Below are 25,964 nucleotides of genomic sequence, written 5' to 3' on the forward strand. Positions count from 1 at the left end.
TTATTTTCCATAATGTAGCATTGATATAAATTTGTATATCAATGCTACATTACTGCACTATTGATATGTGCCGTACAAGCATATAGGTAATAGAAGCTGGAGACTAGAAGAACATACCTCACTAGGATGAAAGTCGCTGTCTCTGTGATTGTCTGAAATTTTTTATTACAACAATCCCCGATAACGAATAAAAATCAAAATCACCGCCCAGGAACCCAAAGCAACTTTAACTGCAACTAAGAGATTGAGTAGGGGAATAAAACCGCCACTAATCAGTGCGCCCATCTCCCCGTGCGGTAATTCCACTCCAGACAAATTAATCACTGCCAAAACCACAAAAACTAATACCGAAATTTTCTCCCATGTAGCAGCTTGCCAGCGTTGGTAAATTGCTTGCATCCACTCTGGGGATGAGGTAATTGCCACTAAGCCAATTGCTGTGCCACCAGCCACCCCGGCGGCAAAACCACCACCAGGGCTGAGATGTCCGCGAATCCCTAGTTCGATACTGACTAAAGCCGCGATAGTCGCACCCAATCTGGCCAATACAATTGATGGTTGATCGGTGAAACGATAGATTGTGGTGGATGGTTTCTCATTCGCCAGTAAAAAATTAGCCCCCATGATGGCGATTGTAAATACCACCACTTCAAAAATAGTGTCATATAGACGATTGCGAAAAATAATCCCTGACACGGCATTTGGTATGCCACTATCTTTAACAACCACTTCCAAGATTGAGATATCTGGTAAATCCAAGGTAGGATTAGCAATAAACAGAAATTTGCCAAACAAAGCGATTCCGGCAATAATGTAGAGCCATTTCATCATGAATGCTCTCCCAAAACAGGTGTTTTTAAATCTGGTGTGTTGGTTGGTGATGTACTGACATAGCTCAAACTGGTAATTGGTGATTTCAGTTGAGTGTGTATGATGTCATAAATGCGGCGGATTCTGGTGATGGTGTGATATGGTTGCGTTTCTTCATCTTGAGGATCATGTTTTGCCTGTGGTAGACAAATCGCATGGACTTCTTTGTGATTTAACGCCTGATTTAAGGTTTCTATATCTGTGTATGGCACTAGTTCCAGACGCAGATAATAACGTTTGCTAAAAATTGCGCGGAAACTCTCAATCAGTGGCTTAAAGTCTGCATTTTCATCTTCTTGAAGTAATCCCAGACGCAGAACTAGTGATGAACGGACTGCGATCGCATATAAGGTAATCGCCAACATTGTCCCCACCAGCGCCTCGGTTAAGGCCACATCTGCCGCCCCTAAAATGGTATATACAAATGCAGCGATCGCTCCCAAGATTCCCCGCATTACCAAGGCATGGTAGGGATTGGATTGAAAGATCACCATAGACGCAGCCAAGGGCAGCAGAGGAATGATCACATAGATATAGTTATCAGTCATGGCTTTCCTCACTACTGGAACAGTAAGCCAAAACATATCCCAGCATAGTATTCCACATTGCTAGGGAAATGAACGCCAGGAGCAGTAGGGGCCACTCACTGGGTATCTTCAGTAACAATCCGACAATGATACTCATCGAGCCGAGGGTATCTGCTACTGTCAGACCATGCAGTTTGAATAATACCGAGCGATCGCCCAACAAGGGAAAAGTCCCCCAAAACCAAAAGAAAACGCCTAAACCAATACAGAAATAACTCAGTGCGTTGATGATCATAATTCACTCTTGCAAAACATCACTCATCCGTTTGATGACTTGGGCTAACAGCATCAAGGCCGCATTTCCCACACTCAGGATAATTACACCCACCACACCAATCATCCAATCATCCCGCAAGACAGATACAACTAAAATCATGATGGCTGCTTTGGTGGAAATACTGGCAAATGCCAACATTTTTTGCCAAATATCATCATCTTGCCAAGCTTCATACATGGGGATGAGTAGTGCCGCCATCATGGCAAACAGTAGCAGATTCAAAATCATGTCTGTTTCCTCCGTCTAACCCAGTGGACTTCATACCAGCCTGCTTCGTGATATTTCAACACAATTGTTTTGGGTGTAAAGGTAATCAAAAAGATATCGAGGAATATCAATCCGGGAGTGCGGCGTGGTTTGACTTGTTCGAGTGTTACTTCTTCGTAGTTATGGGGACGGAAGATAATTTCCAAGGCTTCAATATAAGCTTGGGGAATGGCGACGATGATTTCCCATAGCACACGTAGCCAATCTTTTAAAGTGCCTGAGACTTTAGGCAAACCGGGCAGTAACAGGGCGATGCTGATGCCAATAATGATATTTGCCACACTAAAGTTAGCAGTCAGCAAAAACCAAATAGCCAATCGCAATATCAGATTTAGATAGGCAACCATGCAAATCCCTTCCAGAACAGCAGCATTAACACTAAACTCATCACACCAATCAGGTGATCAAATTGCTCCAGTACACGCGGTAGCTTAATTACTAAATGTTTAAAAATTAGCAGGTAAGCTAACCAACCAATCCCAATGGTTAAGAGGGGTTTGATGATGTTATCAACGGTGTAAGCCTCGTAATAGGCAATGTTGGCAATAAACAGCCCACCAATTAATAAACTCATCGCTGCCCAAAAACTGGCTTTTGTCTTGCCTTCTCCCCCAAAGGGCAGAAAGATGAATTTGGCAAAGGAGATTGCTGTTCCGAGGGCGGCTATATTCATAGCGATCGCTTGCCAAGGTAAGAGATTTTTTGTGGTCAATACCTTCGCCCCAAACCCAGACAACAAGGGAAAGCCAGAAATCGAGAAACTAGCGATTACTAAAGCAATCCACACCGCCGTATTGATTGGTCGATTTTGCAATTCCTTGAAGTTACGACTGGGTAAGCTACCTGTAATCAAAAACAGTGCCGATTTCACCAGTCCGTGTGTCAGGGCATAAAACCCACCGACAATTGGCGCTGCCAGAATAAAACCCAACTGGGAAACTGTGTGAAACGCCAGCATTCGCTTAGTATCTTTTTCAAAGACGGCATAGGACACGCCCAAAAGTGCAGTGCCAACCCCAAATATTCTCACTATCGGGTCAACTTCTGCCACCATCAGCGCACATCGCACCAAGGGATAGACGGCTGCTTTCACCACAACTCCCGACATCAATGCCGAGACTGGCGTTTCTGATTCCGAGTGAGTCAATGGCAACCACAAGCCTGATACAAAAATTCCGCCCTTTGTCAAGAGTCCCAAAAAAATCAGAGCCAGTGCTTCTGGTGGTGCGACTCGTAAACCTGTAAAACTAAAGGAATGATCCGCCTGATAGACTAACACCGCACCGATGAGATAAAACAGCATTGCCACATTACTGACAAACAAATAGCGCAAGCCTACCCAAATCGAACGATCAGTGCGGGGATAAGCAATCAACAGAAACGCTGCAATGCCACTTACCTCTAGGGCTACGTATAAACTAATCAAATCTGAACCGACAAAGGCAGCATTGACACTACCATGCAAAATGATTGTCTGGGCGTAAAAAAAAGCTGTCTTGTCGCTTTGCCAACAATAAAGAATGACGGCGGCTGTTACCAAAGCATTGGTCAAAATAAAGTAGCCGCTTAACTCGTCTACTGTTAAAGTTACGCCAAAATTATCTAGTAACTTGAGAGTTATGGGCGGTGTGATAAATAGCTGTAACGCATATACCGCCGAAGCCAAAGCCATAGCCAAGGCGAGATAGCGGTCTAGTTTGGGTAGGAGATAAATCACGAACCCAATAAAAAATGGTAAGCCAATCCAGGCGATCGTTATGGTATTCATGGGGTGTTGTTATTCTCGATTTCATTACTTTCCAACGTTGGGTTATCCCGTGCTAGTTTCATGACACCAACCAGCATTAAGGCTTGAATCGAAAAGCCAATGACGATCGCAGTTAAAATTACAGCTTGCGGCACCGGATCAGCATAAGCCCTTTGTTTAACATCAGAAAGAATCGGCGTAAACAAACCATCCCGTGAAGCAATCAGCACGTAATAAGCAATCACCCCCGTACTCATCACATCCATCGAGATGATTTTCATTACCAAATTTTTTTTGAAAATTATGCCGAAAAATCCGCAAAAAATGGTTGCGAGTATACATGCTTCTAACACGATAATTGCCTGTGGTGTGAGAGTTGAATGTAATTTGTTTTCTAAAAATTCACTATTTATGATGTGTATTTAATTGGTTTTTGTTCTCAACAGAAAATCAATTGCATATACAACAATTGAAGTATGCAAAATTCTGCATACTCCTCAATTCTCCCTAAACAGGAGATGGTTGAGAACATAATTTTCCTTAGACTCTGCTCAACCGTGAATTTAAAATCTAATTCACTTTCAATAAGCATTTTCGCTTATTTTGGCATTTCTTTGTCAGAACTTACCATCTTAATTTATCAAGGATAAGTATTGATATTTATCTATATATCAATGCCAGATCATTGCACTAATAATATATTAAGAGAAACGCTATTTATGAGGAATGATACAAAAAAGAGGGGTGTCAGGGTTTTGAAAACCTACACCCTTACAGGGAAGCCAAAATTCAAAAGTCAGAAAATTTTTGACTTTTAACTTTTGACTTGATTTTACCCCTTGATTTATAACTCTGATGATTAAGTCGCAGAGGGTTTATTACGTTGCTCCTGATAAAACGCCACCACTTTTCGGACGTAAGCAGCAGTAAAACCACTATTGCAACCAGTATAGTTACCAGTCATCCACCAACAGGCGACACCATTAACCGCCGCAGTTTCGTTATTTTTAGTAGCGCGTAATTGTTTGTCTAACTCCCGGCGGGTGATGCAAGAAATAATTTGACGAGCAGTTGCTTGATTATTTTCAAACTGTGTGGGTGTAATTTCTTTTTTTAGGCAAAATTTCGACCAAGCTTTGACTGTACCAGGTTGCACTTGCCAGTCGCTATACAGTCCATCGTTGACTTTACCTGTTTTGGGTGCAGCTTTTCGTAATGCTTCTACCATCGCTGCGACTTGAGTTTCCGACACTGGCTGTTGTGCGGGGACAGGTAATGCAGATACCCCAAGGCTAACACTGGCAACTAATGTACTAATTAACAATCTCATCAACATTTTCCTCTTCACTCCAGATTTCAGTTTAGTACCATAAAGAATCGGTACTATAGGAATCCGGTTTGATTTCTGAATTTATTTGTGTAGGTAGGGAATAGGGAATGGGGAGTCGGGAGTAGGAAAGAAGCCTGATCTGAGTGTACTGATTTTTTTCCCAAATCAAATATGAGTCCTATATATGGATTTTCTACTGCAACAATAGGAAACGCAAAGTGTTTGAAACTCGCTCACGAGTATTTGAGACTCATCCACGAGTGTTTAATACTCACGCGAGAGTATTTGAGACTCGCTCACGAGTGTTTGAGACTGGCGCGAGAGTATTTGAGACTCGCTCACGAGTGTTTGAGACTCACGCGAGAGTATTTGAGACTCGCTCACGAGTGTTTGAGACTGACGCGAGAGTTTTTGATACTCATTCACGAGTGTTTGAGACTGGCACGAGAGTGTTTGATACTCGTCCACGAGTATTTGGGACTGACGCGAGAGTATTTGATACTCGTCCACGAGTGTTTGAGACTGGCGTGAGAGTATTTGATACTCGCCCACGAAATTGAAAAATAAATGTAGGTTGGGTGGAGCGATAGCGAAACCCAACAATACCGAGTTCTTGAAATGTTGGGTTCCATTTCATTCCACCCAACCTACGCCTTTTGTAATTGCGAATTGCGAATTGCGAATTGATTCTCAACTCAACCCCAACTGTTGCTTTAAGGCTTCTGGTACATTCCTTGCTGTATCCAACCCTTGCACATTCTCCCAGTTTGTATTTTCATCCCACCTCATATCTCCAAATATCTCATTACTGAGGTCTGCACCACCGAGGTCTGCGCCACTGAGGTCTGCGCCACTGAGGTCTGCACCACCGAGGTCTGCACCACCGAGGTATGCGCCACTGAGGTATGCGCCACTGAGCTTTGCGCCAATGAGGTCTGTGCCAATGAGGTATGCGCGACTAAGGTCTGCGCCACTGAGGTCTGCGCCACTGAGGTCTGTGCGGCTGAGGTTTGCGCCACTGAGGTCTGCGCCACTGAGGTCTGCGTCGCTGAGGTATGCGCCACTGAGGTCTGCGCCACTGAGGTCTGCGCGGCTGAGAAATTGTCCTACTAGATTTGTAAAATTGCCAAGCTCAATGGCTTCACTGTAATTGATGACCGGAAGTAACTGGTTTATCCAACTATCTTCTTCTGGTTGACCAGATGGATAGAAAATCATTTCCTCTTTCAACTCATCCCGCCCTTGAGCATAGCGGTGTAACTCCAAAAGCAAAATCATCACATTTAACCCAGCATAAATATCAACCTGACGCTGACCTTGCTTAATTCCTTGCTCTTGTAGTAACCGCATCTTTTTCTGGGGAAAGTTTTCTGGCGGTGCATCAATAAATTCGCCTTCGCACCAACGCCAATAAAAATTTTCCAACCGTTTAAATAACTCCACTGGGCGAAATTCATCACTGGGAATTAACAAACCCATAAGATATTCGACAATTTCTGGTGTGAGTCCGCCATAACCGAGTAAATCATAAATTTCCCAGTCCATTGTCTGCTCATCAACATTAAAATCTCTGACGCGTGTACACAGTTTTGTCCATTCTTCCAAGCTTTGCTTGATGCGTTTAGCACAGAAAAACTCACTAAAACTTTTATGAAAAAACTCAACACCGCCAATTTCATTAGGCTTGAGATAAAAAGCACATAATGCTGTTGTTAGTGCTTCCTCTCCTAGTTTTTTTTCAGCTTTAGCAATGAGTTCTTTGGCTTCATCATCTTGCTGTAAGCGTGCTTTTACCATCTGCATCGAAGCACTTTCTCCCCCGGACTGCACTACACACACCGCGGCTTCGGCTAAAATGCGGCGTAATGCTTCTGGGTGTTGTCGAGTCAGTTCATAATTTAAATAAGGGTGACGTGAGTCTGCACGCTGTTTAGTTAGTACCCAATTTAATGCTTGTTCGTAAACTAATATTTTTGCTTCTGTCTCTGTGGCTTGCTCAAATTTCTTAATATCTAAGGTGTTATCTCGGTGCATTGCTGTCAGCATATACAGCAACAGTGGCTCTTTGGCTAACTCCGTAATTTGCCGGGGACAGGATTTTTTATTTTGTGAAACCTGCGTAGATGTTGTTTGATCTAAAGAAATTTGCAGGAAATCCATAAAGTTTAATGTTTCATTGGTCGGAAATATCCTGTACCATTTCTCAAACCATTGTTGTTGTAATTCAACATCCATTTCGGCAATTTCCACCCGTTCCAAATTCGGCGGTAAGCGGTCAATGCCATGCAAAGCCATCTGTCTACCTGTAATAATGACTCGATGACCCGCTTTATTATCTTGGTAGTCATTTTGAAATGTACCGACTTGGCGCAGAAATCTTTCTACACTTTGGTTATTGCCACGCTCAATTCGCAATTCATCAAAGCCATCTAACATAAATAAAAATCTGGTATTTCTATCTGTTAGCCAGCCATCATCACTTTGCGCGAAATCTGCTTTAATTCGGGAGCGTAGAGTTTCTTCTAAACTTGGTTGAAATTCATCAATATCACGCAGCCGAATTAAAATTGGTGTCCATAGAGGGTGTAAATGCTGCCGCACCCAATCAGCAAACATCCGACAAAAAACACTTTTACCTCTCCCCGGCCCGCCTTGAATAAACATCACTTGGCGTTGTGTATTCGGGCTGGTAGTAAGGATAAGAGTTTTAGCCCAGGTTTCTAAATCAAAAGGTTCTGTTTTAGTATCTAATTTGCCATTTTTATCTACATTTCTGGCTTTTAATGGTACATAAATATCTTTAAAAGAAAAGTCTTCGTTAAAAACCTTTTCTTCTGGTTTAGTGGCAATCTGACTCTTTAAATATTCATCAATACTTTGAAATTTCTGCTGTGTTTTTTGCCATTCACCAAAAGAAACTTCAATCACATTTTTGGTAACATCACCTGATTCTATCCAAGCTTTGACTAAATAGCGTTGAGTATTCCAAGCCACTCGCTCCATCAAAATTTCCGCATCAGATATATTTGCAGATGCTAACCTTGCCAATAATACTTGATTAAATACCTGTGCTAACTCTGATTGATGAAAACAGTTGATTGTTTTACTGGCATTTTCATAATTTAATTCAATATCATTGAGTTTTTGTAGTTCTTGGCGGACTGCTGCATCGCTCTGAAGATGAGCATCCCAATTTACATTGATATCGGAAGATAAAATTTCTTTAACGCTTTCTAAATAAGCAATTTGACTAACTATAAATACACAATCTTCTAGCGTTGGTTGTTCCTGGCTGTTTTGGCGACACAATTTCAGCAAAGCAATGCCCATCGGTACAAACGGTAAACCCGCGCCTATCACCTGCGCCAACGGTGAACACAACACATCTAATAAAGAAGATGAATTTTGCAGTAGAGGTTTTAAAACTTCTAAATTTGCACCATTTTCTTGAAGAGTTTTTGCCGCATCTAAAAATGTTTTGCTAGTGTCAATTGTGGTATTAAGACTTTCCTCAACAGAGAAAGATTGCCGCAACCGTTCCCAGATTTGTGACCAGCGCCTTGTCATTGGTAGAGACCCGCAAAATTACCGATATTTTAGAGGGTAGCTTAGAGGAAGTGTGAGAAACATGAAATATTTGTTTTAATCTCCTTGAGCCTCACTTTAAAAAGCTACAGTGTACACACAAGTCTTATACCATTTTGGATTTTAGATTTTAGATTTTGGATTGGATAAGGGTTGATCGGTAAGCTTTTGAGCCATCAATCTGTCGCAATCATTTTTTAATTTGGTATTACTCAAGTTGCCTAGTAGCATTTCGATCCCCCCTAACCCCCCTTTTTAAGGGGGATTTAGGGGGATCTAAAAGTCTTCAATAAACACGAAAAATCTTTTAGAAATCCTTGGCAAATTACTACTCATAGAACTCTGTGTCTCTTGGTGTTGAAAAACTTCAGAATTTCAAATTCCAAGCTGCAATAGCCAAAGCAGCCCAGCCAGCGATAAAGGCGACACCGCCAAATGGTGTAATTGCGCCTAAATATTTCACACCAGTTACGCTCAAGGCGTATAAACTGCCAGAGAAAATCGCAATACCGATAATAAATAGCCAGCCACTAGCAATTAAAGTAGTTGGAGGTGATTCGAGGCGACTAATGAGGAGAGCAACTACTAAAAGTGCTAGAGCATGGTACATTTGGTAGCGAGCGCCAGTTTCAAAAATAGACAGCGATCGCTCACTAATATGATCTCGCAAAGCATGGGAAGCAAAAGCCCCAGCCGCAACGGCTAACCCAGCTAAAACGGCAGCTATACTCAAAAAAATCTGCGTCATCAGAATTACTTGGCAACAGATTTAAACATCAAAATGATATGATACAGAACCTTCTTCGTTGACTTTAAAATTCGCATTGAATTCTTTAGCTTTTTCGTCTAAAAATTCCCGCGCCACAGATGCCGGTAACTGTGACTGCATTGCAAAACCCAAAACAGTAACTCTGCCATGATTTTGCTGTAACATTTGATAGAAAATTGATTGTAGGCGATCGCTTGCTTGTTGTTGAAGTGCTTTTTGTTCAGTCTTACTCCGGCGGTATAAAGATAAACTCAACCAACCACCCAACACCATTGTTGGCACACCAAATATAAAACCTTGTCTTGCTGTCGTATCCAGCATAAAAAGAGCTTCTTTATTCACAAAATCATGTCCTGAATCTGCATCATTCCCTGACGGCAAAGGTCTTAGCATCGTATTTTTTTCCATTACCGCAGAGACTGAAAGTGTCAAAAACATGAATCCGAGTGTCAGTAACCAACCCGCCGCCAATTTTTCAGCAGTTTTCATAACTCGATTTTAAATTTAGGCTTTGCTTGTGATTTTAACTTCACTTTCATCAACGTTCCAGTCTATAAGTCAATACAGTTCAGTTAAAGGGAAAAAATAGAAAAAAAGTCGGTGTAGGAAAGAAATCGAACATCCGCGCATACTTTGTTGGGTTTCGCTATCGCTCCACCCAACCTACTTTTCTCCTCAGCACTCAGCACTCAGCACTTACTTGCGTGTAGCTTCCAGTAAGCGAGAGAAATAGAAGCGAGTTTTAGTCATTTCTTGACGCTGGACTGTAAAGCCATTTTTCTCGATAATCTTGACTACATCAGCTTCGCGGTGCAGATAAGCGCGAGTTGTTTTACTTGCACCGGGGAAGAAACTACCAATTTTCTTGAGTAAACTGAGGGCGCAAGTTTTGGGGGCAAAACTGATGATTATCCGTGATTCTGCCAAAGAACAAAGGTGAGAAATCATTTCATCGGCTTTGTCTTGGGGGTAGTGGATAAGCACATCCAAGCAAATTACGGTGTGGTAATTGCCTGTCAAAGATTCTAAATCTTGGACAGCAAAAGTGGGATTGGAGGCGTTTCCTAAAGCTTGTATGGCTCTTTGCTTGCCTTCTTCCACCATTTTTTCAGAAATATCGCTGGCAAAAACCTTAGCCCCTTCCGTTGCCAAGGGAATGCTCAGACTACCTACACCGCAGCCAGCATCACAGATTGATAGCTCAGATAAATTGCCATCATTTTTCAGCCAGCCGATAACTTTATCCACGGTTTGTTGATGACCGTAGCGGATGTCTAGCTGGACTTTATTGACTTCGCCATCACCATAAATCCGCTTCCATCGGTCAAACCCTGTGGAATTGAAATACTCACGAACAATCGTTTTATCGTCGGCTGCGTTCATAAACTTCGATTTTTAAGGGTTCCCAATCCTTAAAATTATCATTGTTGGCAGCAAGAGCGATCGCTTTCATCGAAAAACTTCCGGCGGAATAGGTGACAGGGGTGAAGGGTGCAGGGGAAGAATGTTTACTCAGCACTTTCAACTCAGCACTCTACATGGCTTACTGTTGACTTTTGACTCAGAAATAATCCAAAATCCAAAGTTCGCATATCCTAAAGGGATTTACCGCAAGATTAGAACAATGTTGATTGCGCGGAACTCTGAAATAACTGACTTGATACTCAGCACTCAGCGAGAAGTTGCGTGCGGGGGTTCCCCCCGTTGAGCAAACTTCGGTGACTCAGCACTCAGCACTTTAACTATATCTGGAAATCTTCTTTAATCTCAGCCCATCAGGTCGCTGAACAGCCTATGCTAACGGTTAGGTTAATCCACTGGACTTAAGGCGCTCAACTCTAAGAACGCACTCGAATAAAGGACAAAGCACAGATGAGTAACATTGTAGATACAGCCATTGAGGCAATTGTCGCACGGGAAATTCTCGATTCACGGGGTAGACCCACCGTTGAAGCCGAGGTGCATTTGCTAAATGGTGCTGTGGGACTAGCACAGGTTCCCAGTGGAGCCTCTACAGGAACTTTTGAAGCTCACGAACTGCGGGACAATGATAAAAGCCGCTACGGTGGTAAAGGTGTTCTCAAGGCAGTACAGAACGTCAAAGAAATCTTAACTCCCAAGTTGTTAAATTTGGATGCGTTGAACCAAGAATTAATCGATCGCACAATGATTGCGGTAGATGGTTCACCAAACAAAGCTAATTTAGGCGCAAATGCGATTTTGGCTGTTTCCCTCGCAGCAGCTAAAGCCGGTGCGGAATCTTTGGGTATTCCCCTTTATCGCTATTTAGGCGGCCCTTTGGCGAATTTATTACCAGTCCCGTTGATGAATGTGATTAATGGTGGCGCACATGCAGCGAACAACGTGGATTTTCAAGAGTTTATGATTGTCCCCATTGGTGCATCTTCTTTTAAAGAAGCTTTACGTTGGGGTGCAGAAGTATTTGCCACTCTCAGCAAAGTTTTGGATGACAAAGGCTTGCTGACTGGAGTGGGTGATGAAGGCGGTTTTGCGCCTAACCTAGAGTCCAACCAAGTCGCTTTAGAATTGCTGGTAGCGGCGATTGAAAAAGCAGGTTACAAGCCAGGGGAACAAGTCGCTTTGGCGTTAGATGTGGCAGCCAGCGAATTTTACAAAGATGGTCAGTATGTTTACGATGGTAAACCCCACTCTCCCGTTGAGTTCATCAATTATTTAGGACAATTAGTTGACCAATACCCAATCGTGTCAATTGAAGATGGGTTGCACGAAGAAGACTGGTCTAACTGGCAATTGCTGACCGAGAAAATTGGCTCACGGGTACAATTGGTAGGGGATGACTTGTTTGTCACTAATGCTACCCGCTTGCGGAAAGGTATTGAAACTAAAGCTGGTAACGCCGTGTTGATTAAACTCAACCAAATTGGTTCTTTGACCGAAACCTTAGAAACAATTGACATGGCAACACGTAACGGTTTCAGGTCGGTGATCAGCCATCGTTCCGGTGAAACCGAAGACACAACAATTGCTGACCTCGCAGTAGCTACCCGCGCTGGTCAAATTAAAACAGGTTCTCTGTGCCGCAGCGAACGTGTAGCTAAGTACAACCGTTTACTGAGAATTGAAGATGAATTAGGCGATCGCGCCATTTATGCTGGTACGGTGAAATAAAGTCTGAAGTCTGAAGTCTGAAATTTCCTACTTCACACTTCTGACTTCATACTTCAAGGATAAAATCCCAACTTGGGCAACCCCAAGGTTTCATCCCAACCCATCATTAAGTTCAAACACTGAATTGCTTGACCCGCTTGGCCTTTAATTAGGTTGTCAATTGCTGACATCACAATTACCCGACCTGTACGCGGGTCAGCTTCTACACCGATGTAACAAAGATTGCTACCACAAGCCCACTTGGTTTGGGGATAAACACCACTGGCACAGATTTTTACCCAAGGGGAATTACGGTAAAAAGCATTGTAAATTGTAATTAAATCATCTCTCGCCAAGCCGGGGTCGCGCAGTGTAGCGTAGACAGTCGCCAAAATGCCGCGCACCATTGGGATGAGGTGGGGTGTAAATTGTACAGTCACTTCATGACCAGCTAATTCGCTACAAATCTGCTCAATTTCTGGGGTGTGACGGTGACGCACAACACCATAAGCAGCTAGGGAATTATCGGCTTCTGCCAGTAATAAATTGACTTTGGCTTGCCGTCCACCGCCGGATGTGCCAGACTTGGCATCGATAATGGCGGTTTCTGGCACAATCAAGCCTTGTTTTAACAGTGGTGACAATGCTAACAAGCTGGCGGTGGGATAACAGCCAGGACAACCAATTAATTGGGCTTCGGCAATGCGATCGCGGTACAGTTCCGGTAAACCATAAACAGCCGTCGCCGCCGCAGTGCGATCGCTTCTTTCTTGTCCATACCAACTGGTGTAAGTTGCCAAATCACTAAACCGATAATCCGCACTCAGATCCAGTACCTTACAGCCTTTTTCTAATAATTGCGGTGTAATTTGGCAAGCCAGACCATTTGGCAGAGACAAAAATACAACCTCACAGCGATGAGCAATTACCTCTGGCTCTACCGCCTCAATTGGCAAATTCACTAGATGAGCCAAATGTGGGTACAAATCCCCAAAAGATTTGCCCGCACTGCTTTCACCGCCTAAATAAACTAGTTCCACCTCTGGATGTTCCATCAGTAATCGAACTAGCTGTACTCCACCGTAGCCTGACGCGCCAACAATCCCAACGGGTACGCGCCTAAAATTGCCCATGATTTTGAAATCCTTATCCGCTTTTGATTAATTTATCAGTCAATGGTCAAAGGTCAAGGGTCATTTGTCATTTGTCATTTGTCCTTTGTTACCTCAGCAGTCTGAATTTATTCTTTGTGAATCTTCCTGTCCCCTTGACTACGACTTTTTAACTATGATTGCACTTTTGTGCTGAACCCTAATTTTAACGGTAGAAGCTAGGCCATGTTATCGAAAGATAGCTAGTACAACGCGGCATAAATTTGGTTAAAAGCTTGTGATATGAGATTTTTGACTTTTTTACCTTGAGCGCAGCCGAAAGGTGAATTTTGACTTCCCCGTAGCGGTACTAGTGTATTCTCCACCGTATAAAGGAGTTACAATCACAATATAGGAATTGTTAAAAAAAATTTACTATCACTAACTGGAAGTTTTTTGTGTCCATGCCTCAACCTACATGGCAGTCTGATAACACTCCCTCTGAAGGCGAAAACTCGCAAATGAGTGTAGCGCCGCAAGTTGGAGAAACCACTGATCATAGTGCTGCATCTCAACCAACTTTTAAATTTGATTCCATCGATGCTGCTTTGGCGGATCTCAAAGCTGGTCGTGTCATTGTGGTGGTAGATGACGAAAATCGGGAAAATGAAGGTGATTTGATTTGTGCGGCTCAATTTGCCACACCTGACATGATTAATTTCATGGCGGTGCAAGCTAGAGGGCTGATTTGTTTGGCGATGACAGGCGATCGCTTAGACGAGCTAGATTTACCGTTAATGGTCACTAACATTACGGACACTAACCAAACGGCCTTCACTGTTAGTATTGATGCTGGCCCCCATTTAGGCGTTAGCACCGGGATTTCTGCCGAAGACCGCGCCAAGACAATTCAAGTCGCCCTCAACCCCGCCACCACACCTTTAGATTTACGTCGTCCTGGGCATATTTTCCCGATTCGTGCCAAAGCTGGCGGTGTTCTCAAACGCGCTGGACATACAGAAGCGGCTGTAGATTTGTCTCGCTTGGCTGGACTTTACCCGGCTGGGGTAATTTGCGAAATTCAAAACCCCGATGGTTCAATGGCGCGGCTACCCCAGTTGATTGAGTACGCCAGAAACCACAATTTAAAAATTATCAGTATTGCCGACTTAATTAGTTATCGCCTGCAACATGACCGCCTTGTCATCAGGGAAAGTATTGCTGAGTTACCCACTCAGTTTGGTCATTTCAAAATTTATGCTTACCGCCATACCCTCGATAATTGCGAACACGTTGCCATTGTCAAAGGCGACCCCGCAAATTTCAAAGATGAACCAGTCATGGTGCGGATGCACTCAGAATGTCTAACTGGCGATGCTTTGGGGTCTTTGCGCTGCGATTGTCGGATGCAGTTGCAAGCCGCTTTGAAAATGATTGAAACTGCTAATCAAGGTGTCGTTGTTTACCTGCGCCAAGAAGGTCGGGGGATTGGCTTAATTAATAAACTCAAAGCCTATTCCTTGCAGGATATGGGACTAGATACCGTAGAAGCTAACGAGCGTTTAGGATTTCCGGCTGACCTGCGTGACTACGGTATGGGAGCGCAAATGCTGATGGATTTAGGTGTACAAAAAATTCGCCTAATTACAAATAATCCCCGTAAAATTGCGGGGGTTAAAGGCTATGGCTTGGAAGTTGTAGACCGCGTACCGTTATTAATTGAGTCCAACGACTACAATTCCTATTACCTCGCAACCAAGGCGAAAAAACTAGGTCACATGCTGTTGCAGACCTACCTAGTCACAATTGCAATTCATTGGCAAGATGACCCCCAATCAGTAACGAAACGTTATGAAAGATTGGAAAAAATACGCCATTTAGCCAAAACCCACGATTTATTATTGCAAGAAGAAGCTCGTCCTTTAGCGATCGCATTATTCGATGAACCATCTTTAACAGTACACTTAGGCTTTGACCAACCAAAAGTTGCAAGTTGTGATTGGTATAAGCAAAACGGTCATCCTTATGTGCAAGCTGTCTGCCAAATTTTGGATCATCTCACCACCTTACCTTACATTCAGAAACTAGAATTTCTGATTTCCTCTGGTTGTGATCCTCTGAGCAATTTGCAAATTCAACTTGATCGGCAAATTTTATCTTCAGATACTTTACCTTCTGCAATTAGCGATCGCTTGGAAAAACAGAAGATTTATAGCTTTACCAAGTAAAGGACAAGGAGGACAAGGGAGACAAGGGAGAATATTTCTTTTCTACCTTGTCTACCCCCTCTACCTTGTCTCCTTTCACTCCCCACTCCCTTAAATTGGCTCTTACTAAACTTAATTTACTGAATTTAATCTTAATATTTATTTGAAATCTAAAATAATCACCCTAATTTTCATTACACATAAATTGTATTTTGTAAGTAAATCATCAAAAACATTGACAGGAAATTTACCTATTAAATAAAATACTGGCAGAGGCAGATTATATCTAATAGCAAAAGTTACGAAAATTATTTGCTGAAATAATAACAGCAAGCACAACAAAAGAATTGGGATAAAACTTATGAAAGCTCAAATTATTGCTGCTTTATCAGTTGTTGCAGCCATTGTCAGCTTAGAAAGCCCGGTTCGCGCTCAGTCGTTAGCGGCTCCCGATGTCAGCCAAGAAAACTATAAAGTAACTAGTGATTCTCTAGAAGGAATTGGGATCAGAACAGCCGAAGATGACTTTATGAAATTCTTTGAAGGAGGAGAAATAAACCGCACTTCCAACAATACTCAAACAAAAAAATCACCGGCGGATGGACTGCGTTTCAATCGAGCGATCGCACTTCCTGATAACTCTATTTTTTTACTACCTGCGGCTCAGTCTACAGATGGTAATAATGGGTTAGAACTACAGGTAGATTTAGGTAGTTAAAAAAATAAATAGAAAGTGGTTGTATAGGAAATCACAATTGTGACTTCCTATACAAATCACATTGACAGGTGACAGAGTGAAAAGTTATTCTCTGATGTCCTCAGCACCTTGGCTACTGCAATCAAAGACATCTTGATAGTAGAGATATAGCAATGCTACGTCATGCGATGTGCGCCTTCTTCTTGAAACCCCTCTCCAAACCTCTCCCCGAAGCGGAGAGAGGCTTTAAATCTTACTCCCCTTCCCTCGTAGGGAAAGGCTTGGGGGTTAGGTTTGATATAAAGTTGCACACGGCGTTACGTCTCTACTATTAAATTTTTTGTGGTAACTTCAAAAATAGTGTTCAAAATCCCTACACCCATTCTTCACAGACAATTTTGATGCGTAAGTCTTGTTAAAGCTTTATCCTCACAAAATCCTCAAATTATCCTCCTATAAGTATGCGTATGAAGCTGAATGAGGAGTAAATTTATTTACCATGTTTTAGCTGACACAACTGGTAGTATTTTGACAATTACTCCTCGTTTTTCCTATCAGCACCCTACACAATACATACAGGAAAAAGAAACTTTATGTTATTGACTGAATTCCCAACAGAAGATTCAGCATTAGAGTTATCAAATCCGCAAATATTATTGGCTACGTTGCGAGAATTACGGCAATCAGTGTATGAAGAAGGACAAGAAATTTTTAGTCAATGGCGATCGCGCATTCAAAGACCAGCTTTTATTGATAGTAGTTTAAACTTGGCTTATTATCTAGCACTCAGACGACACGACTTGCGTCCCCTACAAGCTGCGTTAATGCCTTGGGGTTTGTCGTCGTTGGGACGAATAGAAGCGAGAGTTTTAGCTAATTTAGATGCTGTGATTGCAACTTTAGCAGCAGTTTGTCACGAAACCTTGAATGCTCAAATTAGCCAGCCACCACTAGAAGCATTTTTTGAAGGCGATCGCTTATTAAAAATACACACTCAAGAGCTATTCGGCAATACTTCACAGCAACGCCGAGTCAAGATTATGGTGACATTACCAACAGAAGCAGCGACTAATTATGAGTTAGTGAAAAATCTGCTGCAAGAAGGTACAGACTGCGTAAGAATTAACTGCGCTCATGATACCCCAACGGAATGGTCAGCCATGATTACTCATGTGCGTTTAGCAGAAGCCGAAATGAAACGCACTTGTCAAGTCTTCATGGATTTGAGTGGCCCAAAAATCCGCATTCAATATGCTATTGCGCCCCAAGCAAAACAACGAATTTATCCTGGTGAATGCTTGTGGCTCAAGCGAGATTTACCAACAATTACTGATTCTCACTGTTTCCAAATTAACTGCACCTTACCCCAAGTAGTAGACAGATTAGAAGTTGGCGCACCTGTATGGATTGATGATGGTCATATTGGCGCTATTGTCGAAGCTATTACACCAGAAGGCGCATTATTGCGAATTACTCACGCCCGCCCCAAAGGTGAAAAATTGCGTCCCGATAAAGGCATTAATTTTCCCAATACTGACTTAAATCTCATTCCCCTCACCGAGAAAGATAAACAAGATTTAGATTTTATCGCTGCTAACGCCAATGATGTTGATATTATTGGCTATTCTTTTGTGCAGAAACCAGAAGATATTGCGATTTTGCAGCAAGAATTAGCAATGAGATTACCAAATTCTACGCGCATACCTGCGATCGTTGCCAAGATAGAAACACCCACAGCTGTCATCAACCTTCCCGAATTAATTGTTCAAGCCGCAGGTAAACAAGCATTTGGAATTATGATTGCCAGAGGCGATTTAGCTGTGGAAATTGGTTATCAACGTCTAGCAGAAATTCAAGAAGAAATTCTGTGGCTATGCGAAGCGGCTCATGTACCAGTAATTTGGGCGACTCAAGTCTTAGAAAACCTAGTAAAAAATGGTCTACCATCACGCGCAGAAATGACCGATGCAGCCATGTCCGAACGGGCAGAATGTGTCATGTTAAATAAAGGCCCTTATATTGTCGAAGCAGTGGCAATTTTAGACGATGTGCTAACCAGGATGGAAGCTCATCAAACGAAGAAAACACCACAGTTGCGTGCTTTACATTCTTGGTAATTCACACCAATTCAGGTAATGCACTTGGCTACATTACGTAAAATCACGGAAGGGTGTTTACCAAAGTATTGCTGAAAATATTTAGCAAAACGACCAGTGTTAGAAAAGCCATATTCTAGCGCCACAGACGTGATTGTTTTTTCTCCCGTGAGTAATTCGACATGAGCAGCTTCCAGCCTGCAATTACGTAAGTATTCATTGGGGGAAAAACCGTAATGACGAGCAAAGGCTGTTTGTAAAGAACGACTACTGCATTGTATTGCGGCTGCAATTTCACCGATAGTGAGATTTTTTTTCAGATTTGCTCGGATGTAGTCTGCGGCTTCTCGTACACGAGCAATGGAAATTTCAGATACTTTGGCGGTTTTTTCGGGAACAAGTATGCGATCGCTCTCACGCTCCGAACCCTTGTAAAATGGCCCTTGCACTAAACTAGAAAAAATCGCCAATTCCAAATTTTTGATAGCAATGGGATGTCCGTTTGTCTCAATTAAATTCCAGAGAGTCAACACCATTTGGTACAAAGAACGACCATAATCACTTGTGCGGTCAAAAACTTGCACCAATTTAGGATTATCAATTTGTCTATCCAGATATTTACTGAGTTCACTGAAATAGCGAAATTCATCTACATAAATTGATAAAGCACTGTAAGAAGATACATGCTTGAGGCGTATATGTTCTAAACCTTGCTGTGCAATACACAAATGTTGATTATTAATCAGTAATTCTTCTGAGCCTACTTTAAAGAGATGCTCACCTTCAAAAAAAGTAAAAACAATTTTACCAGGGAGATTATATCCCTGTGTATAACTACTCCCGGCTTGCCAAACAACATTGAGCAGGTCAAAGTTTTCTAACTGAGCCAGCCGCCACAAAATCTTATAATCTTTGGCATTGGGTATGTGCTTACTGATAGTTGGGAGCAACTTAATATATTGCTCAGGATCGTTGACCTCCAGATTCATATCCCAGACCATAAAAACCTCCCAAAACTCCGCAAGACTTTTGTAGCCTAGATTTCACCTCCTACGCATCGTGAAAATTAGGGAGACTAGACATTTTACGCAACAAATCATTCGCAAATCGGATAGCACAACCCTGAAGAAGTAATTTATCTTGAATGAGTAAATAAACACATTCACTCACTTACCCAGATTTCTATAGTTGCGTTCCAGGCGATCGCAATCATACTTCCTTGTGCAGACATTAATTGATACTTAATAGCTGAAATCAAACAACTAAATCTTGTCAAAACAATGGTTTTAATATCAGAATCACCAACAATAAATAGCAGCCTTCCCGAAAGCTTAAAAGAAGACACAATAAAAACCTCAGTCTCTACTCAGCAACCTTTACAAATGATTGGGTCAATAACCCATCTAATGCTTTCTTCTGCACTACATAGGAAATATAAAATTTCCCACATTGCCGAGCGATTTGTCCCCAGCTTAATTCACAATCAATTTCGCTACTACGAAATTGATGGTAAGCCCATCGGCTTTGTTAACTGGGCATGGCTCACTGATGAAGTCGAACAAAAATTTCTCACAGAAAAATATGTTTTGCGACTTGATGAATGGCAGGGAGGAAATAACTTGTGTTTTCCTGAATTTATTGCTCCCTTCGGTCATGCTCGTTTAATTATCACAGATTTACGCACCAATATTTTTCCAAAAGGAACACCAGCCAAGTCTCTCAAAATCAATCCTGATGGGACTCTAAAATCCATTTACAGATGGACTGCATAATTCATTTCAAATCAACCGTTTTACTGAATTTCACTCGTAAATAATAGTAATTTTTTTGGAGGTTTATTGTGGGACAAGTTGTTGATACCGCAGAAGACTTATATAACGGCGGAGAAGATTTATATAACGATGCTGTAGATGCTGGAGAAGATTTATATAACGATGCTGTAGATGGCGCAGAATACATTGCAGATACCTCAGAAGACTTGTATAACGCTGGTGTTAAAGCTGCAAAAAATTTGGTTCGTCAAGAAGGTGGTAATGGTGACGATCATATTGAAATCTATGCTGTCGGTGAAGGTTACGGTAATGGAGGAAATGACACCCTCGAAGCCTATGCACTTTACGTCAAACTAGACGGTGGTTCAGGTAATGACACTATCAAATCTAATTCTGGCGTAAGTAAGCTTTACGGAGGTTCAGGTAATGACTCTATAGAAGCTTGGGGAGCTTATAACTATATTGATGGTGGTTCGGGTAATGACACCATTAAGACTTACGCTGCTTTAAACAAAATCATAGCTGGTTCTGGTGATGACTATGTAGAAGCCTTGGGTGGTAAAAACGTAGCCTATGGTGACGATGGCGACGATACAATTAAACTATACGGAGGCAAAAACGAAGCTTACGGTGGGACTGGTGATAACCGTATTTATGTCTATGGTGGCTATAACAAGGTTGTAGCAGAACAAGATAATGACTATGTACAAGCTTGGGGGGGATATAACGATGTAGACCTTGGAAGCGGTAATAATACGGTTGATGCCTACGGTGGTAAGAACAAAATCAGATCTGGCTCTGGTCATGACAACGTAGAAGCTTTGGGAGGTGAGAACGATATAAATGCTGGAGACGGTGATAATACCGTTGATGCCTACGGTGGTAAGAACAAAATCATAGTTGGCTCTGGCGATGACAATGTAGAAGCTTGGGGAGGATACAACAATATAGATGCTGGAGACGGTGATAGTACTGTTAAAGCCTATGGTGGTTATAACAACATTAAAACAGGTGATAAGAGTAACTATAATTACATTGAAGCAGATGGCGGCGGTAACAATATTACAGGTTCTAACTCTGAGGGGACTTATTGGGAAGAGGATGTGGTGGGATGGAAAGATGTATCTATCTCCACTCCATTGGGAACTATCACACAAAAAGTTGCTGTATTTGGATTAGTACAAAAGCACCTATATGCGGGAAATGATAAAATCATAGCCTACGGTGCAGAAAATATCATCAATGCCGGTTCTGGAAATAATAAAGTCATTGCTGGTGGTTTAGCTAACGTAATTCAAACGGGTTCGGGTAACGACTTTATTGAAGCTGTTGGTGGAGCTAATGTTATCACCTCCGGTTCTGGCGATGATAAGGTCATTACTGGCGGTTTAGCTAACGCCGTCTACGACTCTGGTGGTAACAACGAAATCTACGGTCTTGGTGGTGCTAACGTATTTGTCAAAACTGGTGACGGTAGTGACATAATGGCTGCTGTCGGTGGATTGAACGTTCTCACCAAAGTTGGTAACGGAAACACCACAATGGTCGCTGCTGGAGCTTACAACGCTCTTACCAAAGTGGGGAACGGTAACGACACAATGGTTTCCCTTGGTATCGGTAGTCTCCTCACCAAAGTTGGCAATGGTAGTTCCACGATGGTTAGTGGTGCTTTATACAACATCTTAACTTCCTGGGGCGACAGTAAAGATGTGATGGTGGCTGTCGGTAAAGTCAATGCCATGATTGGTGGTGGCAACAACGATGTCATGATTGCTGCGGGATTGGGTAATATTGCCTTCGGAGACTCGTTGGGAATAGGGTTAAATGGCTTTGGTTCCAGTGAAGTGAGCAATGCTGGCAAAGATGCCAAAACAGATCAACTTAATTCTGGAGTAGATACAAAAAATGTAGGTAATGTCGATACTACTCAACAGGTGACAGGAAATGATGTCATGGTCGCCCTTGGGAAGTACAATGCCGTTGTTGGTGGCAAAGGTCAAGATATTGTCATTACCGGAGGATTATATAACTTTACTTTTGGTGATGACCTGTTTGATCTGAGTTTGTCCGACTTTAGTGGAATCAGTTTACCCGACATAAAGGCAATAATTCCCGATCTCAACTTTGATGCTATTTGGAATTTCGATGTATCAGCCATCAAGCCACCTGATATTGATGTAGCTATCCCTGATTTAACCTTTGATGTCGATTTTGACTTATTTAATGTTGATTTTTCGATACCCGACCTTTCCCTTCCTACTTTTTCTTTACCGGATTTAGAATTACCCAATTATTCTTTACCCGATGTTTCTTTACCGAATATTTCTCTACCGAATCTATCCTTACCGAATATTTCTTTACCGAATATTTCTCTACCTGATTTATCCTTCCCGACAATTTCTGTACCTGATTTACCAGGGATTGAGCTTCCCAATGTCAGTCTGCCCACACTTTCGTTGCCTAATTTACCTAAGTTAGCCTTACCGACTTTTTCCCTGCCAAACTTATCTTTACCGTCTTTACCAAATATCGATTTACCTGACTTTTCTTTACCTACTTTACCGACATTTTATCTTCCTAGTTTTAGTCTACCGACTATACCCAGTTTTTCGCTTCCGACCGCATCTGTTCCCAATTTTAATGGATTTGCACTCAACGCATCTCGATATAATTTTGACTTTTTCAAAAACAATGGAGATATTCTCTTTACTGGTGGAAAGTTAAACCTAGCTAATGCAGGTTTAGGTGATGACATCTTGGTCAGTGCAGGAGAAAATAATGGTCTGTTGGCTGGAAGTGGCAATGATTTGGTCTTAGGAGCAGGTAAAAAGAATTTTATCCTGGCTGGGGATGGTAACGACCTTGTTTTTGCTGCGGGTAAAACGAATCGTGTTTATGGGGGTATGGGATTAGACACTATAGTTACCGCAGGAGAAGAAAATAAAGTTGAGGGAGGAGATGATAGTGATATTCTTGTGGGTTTAGGTAAAAAGAACTCACTTAAAGGTGATGCGGGTCAAGATATTCTTTTCGCAGGGGGTGAATCGAATTCCTTTGATGGTGGTGAAGGAGATGATATTATTATCGGTTTTGGTAAGAACAATAAAAAAGTTGAGGGAGGTGATGGAAATGACTGGATTGTAGCAGGTGGTGAAATGAATAACATCTATAGTGGAACAGGGGATGACACTATCTTCAGTATCGGCAAAACTAACATTATTTGGGCTGCTGAAGGCAATGATACTGTCTTCGCTGGTGGTTACAGCAATGTCATCTATGCAGATGGTGGTAATGATTTTGTCTTGAGTGTCGGTGCGAGTAATGTCATTGAAGCTGGGTCAGGCAATGATACCATCTTGACTGGTGGTTACAGTAATATCATTCGCGGTGGAGAAGGTAATGATGTCGTCTTAGCTGGTGGTTACAGTAATATCATCTATGGCGGTAGCGGCAATGATACTATCTTGGCTGGTGGTGAAAGTAATATCATCAATGCCGGTGACGACAATGATATCATCTTAGCTGGTGGTATCACTAACATCATCAATGCTGGATTAGGAAATGACGTTATTTTCAGTGTCGGTCTGAGCGTTAGCGTTAATGGCAGCGATGGTAATGACTTTATTATTGGTGGGGGAAGTAATAATATCTTTGAAGGTGGAAATGGTAGCGATCGCTTGATTCTCCTAGGTAGTCAGAACACTTTCAAAGGTTCTCAAGGCAATGACACCTATGTTGTTGGCGGCGATGACATCCTTAATTCTGTAGGGGCTGTCAACAAACTGGGAACTGCTTTTATTAATAACCAGGGTGATGACACTTCTAAAGATGTCTTACTCTTTGGTAGTCAAACTAAGAAAGAAAAAATTCGCTTTCAGCAATCAGGTACATCCGATTTGGAAGTCAGTTTTGTTAATCAATCTGCCAATATTATTCTCAAAGATTGGTTTACTGCTGGGGTTAGCCAACGAATTGATACTTTCCAAATTGGTAATAGTGGAGCCAGTTTACAGCAATCTCAAGTCCAGGGATTGGTTAATGCTTGGAGTCAGTTTGATGCAGGAACATTGACTGCGGTTGGTCTGAATAATACCATTCAATCAACTTGGGCTTAATTAAAGTTTATATAAAACAAAGCCTACACTGACCTTGCTGTCAAGTGTAGGCTTTCTGCTGAAAAGATAACTTTTATACCTAAGTCCTAATGTAGCAGTCGAAGCATTTGTTAGGTCTAAGTAAGTCGGTGGGAAAAAACAAACCATGTTAAGAAAGGTTAACTAAGCTAAGACCCTTTTTAATCCTGCCTCCTACCTTTCCTGACTAAGATTATTTACACCATTCTACTTATTATATATAGGACTCATATTTGATTTGGGAAAAAAATCAGTACACTCAGATCAGGCTTCTTTCCTACTCCCGACTCCCCATTCCCTATTCCCTACCTACACAAATAAATTCAGAAATCAAACCGGATTCCTATATGATTCATATTTGATTTGGGAAAAAATCAGTACACCGAGAGCAGACTTCTTTCCTACTCCCGACTCCCCATTCCCTACTCCCTGCCTACACAAATAAATTCAGGAATCAAACCGTATTCCTATATTTATGGTTGAAACACCTGAGAATACTAGGTTTCTATTCAGCACTTTGCTATAGTATTTTTTCTGGCTTCATGGTACAATTATACTACTCATGCAGAAATCAATGCTCGTTTTAGTCAGGCGAAGGTAGCCAGTAGTTTTATGACTAGTGTGCAATGCCATCGCTTGGCTTTTATGCTAGAAATAACGCACAATAGGAAGTTTATAAGTTAATTCATAATTACGAATTAAAGATTAGGAGTTATTGAGATTAGGAGGATTCAATGAACAGTTGTGTTTTAATGGCAGATATTATTCAAGAGCCGCAATTACGCTACACGGCAGATAATTTGGCAGTTACAGAAATGCTAGTACAGTTTTCTAATTCCCAGCGCCCGGAAGATCCGCCAGCAACTTTGAAAGTGGTGAGTTGGGGAAATTTAGCTACCGAAGTACAGCAAAATTATCATCAAGGCGATCGCGTTATTATAGAAGGCCGTTTAGGGATGATCACATTTGAGCGCCGTCCCGAAGGTTTTAAAGAAAAACGTGCCGAACTTACAGTACAACGCATTCATCCTGTAGGCAAAGGTCTTTACACTTCATCAGTCCCAGAAACCTATTCACAACCAGCAACTTCAGCCGCAACATATACTCAAGCTGAGGTTCCCAGTTATGATTCACCCCGCCCAACAGCTGCACCTGCAACCAGCAATGTGAGTGTTGCGCCGCCAGTCAAAACCCCTGAACCAGTATATCAACCCAGCAATTTTGAGCGCAGCTATACACCGCCCGCAGAAGAACCAGATCCAGATGATATTCCGTTTTAAACTGGGCTTACGTAAAAATATCGTCGTTGAGAATGGGTGTAAGGGTTTTACTCACTTACACCCTGAATTTTTTGTAATGCGGCGTAAGTCACCAATCTATGAATATGGGGAAAGCATATTTATGTTA

The 25,964-nt window shown here is 42.0% G+C and carries 24 protein-coding genes; 8 read left to right on the top strand and 16 right to left on the bottom strand.

Annotated elements, in window-relative coordinates:
- Positions 1–165 precede the first annotated feature (165 nt).
- From H6G79_RS16515 to H6G79_RS16550, 8 genes are all read right to left on the bottom strand, one after another.
- Positions 166–828: a Na(+)/H(+) antiporter subunit B gene (locus tag H6G79_RS16515; RefSeq protein WP_190593108.1), complete on the bottom strand. Its 663-nt coding sequence runs from the start codon at positions 826–828 to the stop codon at positions 166–168.
- Complete coding sequence (locus H6G79_RS16520; RefSeq protein WP_190593090.1) at positions 828–1,418, bottom strand: DUF4040 domain-containing protein; 591 nt, start codon at positions 1,416–1,418, stop codon at positions 828–830. Before H6G79_RS16520 ends, H6G79_RS16515 begins: the two co-directional genes overlap by 1 nt.
- Entirely contained in the window at positions 1,411–1,689 is a 279-nt protein-coding gene (locus H6G79_RS16525; RefSeq protein WP_190593107.1) for a monovalent cation/H(+) antiporter subunit G, read from the bottom strand. The genes H6G79_RS16520 and H6G79_RS16525 overlap by 8 nt, the downstream gene beginning before the upstream one ends.
- Before the next feature lie 6 nt (positions 1,690–1,695).
- Positions 1,696–1,962, bottom strand: coding sequence for a hypothetical protein (locus H6G79_RS16530; RefSeq protein WP_190593089.1), 267 nt, complete (start codon positions 1,960–1,962; stop codon positions 1,696–1,698).
- Positions 1,959–2,348: a Na+/H+ antiporter subunit E gene (locus H6G79_RS16535; protein WP_190593088.1), complete on the bottom strand. Its 390-nt coding sequence runs from the start codon at positions 2,346–2,348 to the stop codon at positions 1,959–1,961. The genes H6G79_RS16530 and H6G79_RS16535 overlap by 4 nt, the downstream gene beginning before the upstream one ends.
- On the bottom strand, positions 2,333–3,769 hold the full coding sequence (locus tag H6G79_RS16540; protein ID WP_190593087.1) for a cation:proton antiporter: 1,437 nt from the start codon (positions 3,767–3,769) through the stop codon (positions 2,333–2,335). The genes H6G79_RS16535 and H6G79_RS16540 overlap by 16 nt, the downstream gene beginning before the upstream one ends.
- Positions 3,766–4,101 carry an NADH-quinone oxidoreductase subunit K gene (locus tag H6G79_RS16545; RefSeq protein ID WP_190593086.1) on the bottom strand — a complete coding sequence of 112 codons (336 nt, stop codon included), beginning with the start codon at positions 4,099–4,101 and terminating at the stop codon, positions 3,766–3,768. Before H6G79_RS16545 ends, H6G79_RS16540 begins: the two co-directional genes overlap by 4 nt.
- A gap of 506 nt (positions 4,102–4,607) precedes the next feature.
- On the bottom strand, positions 4,608–5,078 hold the full coding sequence (locus H6G79_RS16550) for a hypothetical protein (RefSeq protein ID WP_190593085.1): 471 nt from the start codon (positions 5,076–5,078) through the stop codon (positions 4,608–4,610).
- A 218-nt stretch (positions 5,079–5,296) separates the two neighbouring features.
- Between H6G79_RS16550 and H6G79_RS16555 the strand changes: the two genes are divergently transcribed.
- Entirely contained in the window at positions 5,297–5,638 is a 342-nt protein-coding gene (locus H6G79_RS16555) for a hypothetical protein (RefSeq protein ID WP_190593084.1), read from the top strand.
- Positions 5,639–5,768: 130 nt separating this feature from the next.
- On the opposite strand, the gene H6G79_RS16560 is transcribed toward H6G79_RS16555, so the two are convergent.
- The 5 genes from H6G79_RS16560 to H6G79_RS16580 all read right to left on the bottom strand — a co-directional run bounded on the left by H6G79_RS16560 (position 5,769) and on the right by H6G79_RS16580 (position 10,951).
- Positions 5,769–8,645 carry an NACHT domain-containing NTPase gene (locus tag H6G79_RS16560; RefSeq protein WP_190593083.1) on the bottom strand — a complete coding sequence of 959 codons (2,877 nt, stop codon included), beginning with the start codon at positions 8,643–8,645 and terminating at the stop codon, positions 5,769–5,771.
- A 385-nt stretch (positions 8,646–9,030) separates the two neighbouring features.
- Entirely contained in the window at positions 9,031–9,411 is a 381-nt protein-coding gene (locus tag H6G79_RS16565; protein WP_190593082.1) for a DUF423 domain-containing protein, read from the bottom strand.
- A 21-nt stretch (positions 9,412–9,432) separates the two neighbouring features.
- Entirely contained in the window at positions 9,433–9,921 is a 489-nt protein-coding gene (locus H6G79_RS16570; protein WP_190593081.1) for a hypothetical protein, read from the bottom strand.
- 207 nt (positions 9,922–10,128) lie between these two features.
- Positions 10,129–10,815 (bottom strand): magnesium protoporphyrin IX methyltransferase, encoded by a 687-nt coding sequence (gene bchM / locus H6G79_RS16575; protein WP_062290560.1) that lies wholly within the window; start codon positions 10,813–10,815, stop codon positions 10,129–10,131.
- Complete coding sequence (locus tag H6G79_RS16580) at positions 10,796–10,951, bottom strand: hypothetical protein (RefSeq protein ID WP_190593080.1); 156 nt, start codon at positions 10,949–10,951, stop codon at positions 10,796–10,798. The genes bchM and H6G79_RS16580 overlap by 20 nt, the downstream gene beginning before the upstream one ends.
- Before the next feature lie 353 nt (positions 10,952–11,304).
- Between H6G79_RS16580 and eno the strand changes: the two genes are divergently transcribed.
- A complete protein-coding gene (gene eno, locus H6G79_RS16585; RefSeq protein ID WP_190593079.1) occupies positions 11,305–12,582 on the top strand; it encodes a phosphopyruvate hydratase in 1,278 nt (425 codons plus the stop codon).
- 53 nt (positions 12,583–12,635) lie between these two features.
- Here eno and argC read toward each other — a convergent pair whose 3' ends face one another.
- A complete protein-coding gene (gene argC / locus H6G79_RS16590) occupies positions 12,636–13,694 on the bottom strand; it encodes an N-acetyl-gamma-glutamyl-phosphate reductase (protein WP_190593078.1) in 1,059 nt (352 codons plus the stop codon).
- 416 nt (positions 13,695–14,110) lie between these two features.
- Here argC and ribBA point away from each other — a divergent pair, with 416 nt between their 5' ends.
- From ribBA to H6G79_RS16605, 3 genes are all read left to right on the top strand, one after another.
- The gene (gene ribBA / locus H6G79_RS16595) at positions 14,111–15,880 is read left to right on the top strand and encodes a bifunctional 3,4-dihydroxy-2-butanone-4-phosphate synthase/GTP cyclohydrolase II (protein WP_190593077.1); all 1,770 of its coding nucleotides are present in this window, start codon (positions 14,111–14,113) and stop codon (positions 15,878–15,880) included.
- 340 nt (positions 15,881–16,220) lie between these two features.
- Positions 16,221–16,577 carry a hypothetical protein gene (locus tag H6G79_RS16600; RefSeq protein WP_190593076.1) on the top strand — a complete coding sequence of 119 codons (357 nt, stop codon included), beginning with the start codon at positions 16,221–16,223 and terminating at the stop codon, positions 16,575–16,577.
- A 572-nt stretch (positions 16,578–17,149) separates the two neighbouring features.
- Positions 17,150–18,673, top strand: coding sequence for a pyruvate kinase (locus H6G79_RS16605; protein WP_190593075.1), 1,524 nt, complete (start codon positions 17,150–17,152; stop codon positions 18,671–18,673).
- A gap of 11 nt (positions 18,674–18,684) precedes the next feature.
- On the opposite strand, the gene H6G79_RS16610 is transcribed toward H6G79_RS16605, so the two are convergent.
- Entirely contained in the window at positions 18,685–19,653 is a 969-nt protein-coding gene (locus H6G79_RS16610) for a helix-turn-helix transcriptional regulator (RefSeq protein ID WP_190593074.1), read from the bottom strand.
- Between the two features lie 161 nt (positions 19,654–19,814).
- Positions 19,815–19,997, bottom strand: coding sequence for a hypothetical protein (locus H6G79_RS16615; protein ID WP_190593109.1), 183 nt, complete (start codon positions 19,995–19,997; stop codon positions 19,815–19,817).
- 37 nt (positions 19,998–20,034) lie between these two features.
- On the opposite strand from H6G79_RS16615, the gene H6G79_RS16620 reads away from it, so the two are divergent.
- The 3 genes from H6G79_RS16620 to H6G79_RS16630 all read left to right on the top strand — a co-directional run bounded on the left by H6G79_RS16620 (position 20,035) and on the right by H6G79_RS16630 (position 25,837).
- Positions 20,035–20,424 carry a toxin-activating lysine-acyltransferase gene (locus H6G79_RS16620; protein ID WP_277877259.1) on the top strand — a complete coding sequence of 130 codons (390 nt, stop codon included), beginning with the start codon at positions 20,035–20,037 and terminating at the stop codon, positions 20,422–20,424.
- 68 nt (positions 20,425–20,492) lie between these two features.
- Positions 20,493–24,539, top strand: coding sequence for a calcium-binding protein (locus H6G79_RS16625; protein WP_190593072.1), 4,047 nt, complete (start codon positions 20,493–20,495; stop codon positions 24,537–24,539).
- Positions 24,540–25,291: 752 nt separating this feature from the next.
- Positions 25,292–25,837: a single-stranded DNA-binding protein gene (locus H6G79_RS16630; protein ID WP_190593071.1), complete on the top strand. Its 546-nt coding sequence runs from the start codon at positions 25,292–25,294 to the stop codon at positions 25,835–25,837.
- The last annotated feature ends 127 nt before the right edge of the window (positions 25,838–25,964 follow it).

The sequence above is a fragment of the Anabaena sp. FACHB-83 genome, assembly GCF_014697485.1.
Lineage (GTDB): Bacteria > Cyanobacteriota > Cyanobacteriia > Cyanobacteriales > Nostocaceae > Nostoc_B.

Coding starts and splice junctions, on each gene's coding strand:
- H6G79_RS16515 (WP_190593108.1), bottom strand. CDS start 828: ATGAAATGGCTCTACATTATTGCCGGAATCGCTTTGTTTGGCAAATTT.
- H6G79_RS16520 (WP_190593090.1), bottom strand. CDS start 1,418: ATGACTGATAACTATATCTATGTGATCATTCCTCTGCTGCCCTTGGCT.
- H6G79_RS16530 (WP_190593089.1), bottom strand. CDS start 1,962: ATGATTTTGAATCTGCTACTGTTTGCCATGATGGCGGCACTACTCATC.
- H6G79_RS16535 (WP_190593088.1), bottom strand. CDS start 2,348: ATGGTTGCCTATCTAAATCTGATATTGCGATTGGCTATTTGGTTTTTG.
- H6G79_RS16540 (WP_190593087.1), bottom strand. CDS start 3,769: ATGAATACCATAACGATCGCCTGGATTGGCTTACCATTTTTTATTGGG.
- H6G79_RS16550 (WP_190593085.1), bottom strand. CDS start 5,078: ATGAGATTGTTAATTAGTACATTAGTTGCCAGTGTTAGCCTTGGGGTA.
- H6G79_RS16560 (WP_190593083.1), bottom strand. CDS start 8,645: ATGACAAGGCGCTGGTCACAAATCTGGGAACGGTTGCGGCAATCTTTC.
- H6G79_RS16565 (WP_190593082.1), bottom strand. CDS start 9,411: ATGACGCAGATTTTTTTGAGTATAGCTGCCGTTTTAGCTGGGTTAGCC.
- H6G79_RS16570 (WP_190593081.1), bottom strand. CDS start 9,921: ATGAAAACTGCTGAAAAATTGGCGGCGGGTTGGTTACTGACACTCGGA.
- bchM (WP_062290560.1), bottom strand. CDS start 10,815: ATGAACGCAGCCGACGATAAAACGATTGTTCGTGAGTATTTCAATTCC.
- eno (WP_190593079.1), top strand. CDS start 11,305: ATGAGTAACATTGTAGATACAGCCATTGAGGCAATTGTCGCACGGGAA.
- argC (WP_190593078.1), bottom strand. CDS start 13,694: ATGGGCAATTTTAGGCGCGTACCCGTTGGGATTGTTGGCGCGTCAGGC.
- H6G79_RS16600 (WP_190593076.1), top strand. CDS start 16,221: ATGAAAGCTCAAATTATTGCTGCTTTATCAGTTGTTGCAGCCATTGTC.
- H6G79_RS16605 (WP_190593075.1), top strand. CDS start 17,150: ATGTTATTGACTGAATTCCCAACAGAAGATTCAGCATTAGAGTTATCA.
- H6G79_RS16610 (WP_190593074.1), bottom strand. CDS start 19,653: ATGGTCTGGGATATGAATCTGGAGGTCAACGATCCTGAGCAATATATT.
- H6G79_RS16620 (WP_277877259.1), top strand. CDS start 20,035: ATGATTGGGTCAATAACCCATCTAATGCTTTCTTCTGCACTACATAGG.
- H6G79_RS16630 (WP_190593071.1), top strand. CDS start 25,292: ATGAACAGTTGTGTTTTAATGGCAGATATTATTCAAGAGCCGCAATTA.